The organism is Vibrio ichthyoenteri ATCC 700023, assembly GCF_000222605.1.
Taxonomy (GTDB): domain Bacteria; phylum Pseudomonadota; class Gammaproteobacteria; order Enterobacterales; family Vibrionaceae; genus Vibrio; species Vibrio ichthyoenteri.
The window spans coordinates 1-720 of the sequence record NZ_AFWF01000236.1; the positions used below are offsets into that span (position 1 = coordinate 1).

At 51.0% G+C, this 720-nt stretch carries 1 protein-coding gene; it reads left to right on the plus strand.

What is annotated here, in order from left to right:
• Positions 1-17 precede the first annotated feature (17 nt).
• The coding region (locus RH85_RS16755; RefSeq protein ID WP_206536050.1) for a hypothetical protein at positions 18-720 on the plus strand (703 nt) is incomplete at its 3' end.

Consider the following 720-nt stretch of genomic DNA (forward strand, 5'->3'; position numbering starts at 1 on the left):
GCGCTAATGAGGATGAGATGGCGATATGGAAGTGTGAAGTCTTTTTAAGTGCCTTTGATTGGCGCCAGACGTTCACCTTTGTGTGTGTTCACTGGCCATCGATATGGCCCGAAGGTGAGCTTGCGTCGATTGAGGGCTCAATAACGCCCGCTATCGATACGTCAGAGCTTCAAGACGCACACGATGATAGCGAGTCATCACTGACTCAATATGCTCCTGTATCGCCTCTGAGAGAGAATTTAAGTGACGCAGTCACCCAAGTAGAGGGCACTGCCACAGTACCAGCAAGTCAAAGGGTATTGGAGCAGGAGAGTAGAGAGCCTTCATTCAGTTTAGATTTGATGAGTTATATGCCTGGTATGGACGCAATAAGCGCTGAGCCAGATATCGCAGAAGTATCGGTTGAAGTAGCAGCTGACGTCGAACCAGAAGTGAGACCGGCGGTTGCCAGTCACGCGATGGAATTGATGCAAGAAGCTGAGAGCACTGCAGCAGATGAAGAAAAGAGTGACGTTGTGACTGAGGATGAGGCGCTTACCGCTTCGTCAGTCATGCTGCAGAAGTTTGATGCTCGAAGCGCGACACCGGCAGAACTCGGTGAAGCGTTTTATCAATGGGTTGACGCCGTACTTAAAGGTGGCGTTCACCCTGTGAATCGTCAAGGCGCGATGTTTCATCGATTGGAGCAGGGCATGTTGGTGGTATCACCCGGAGCGTTCC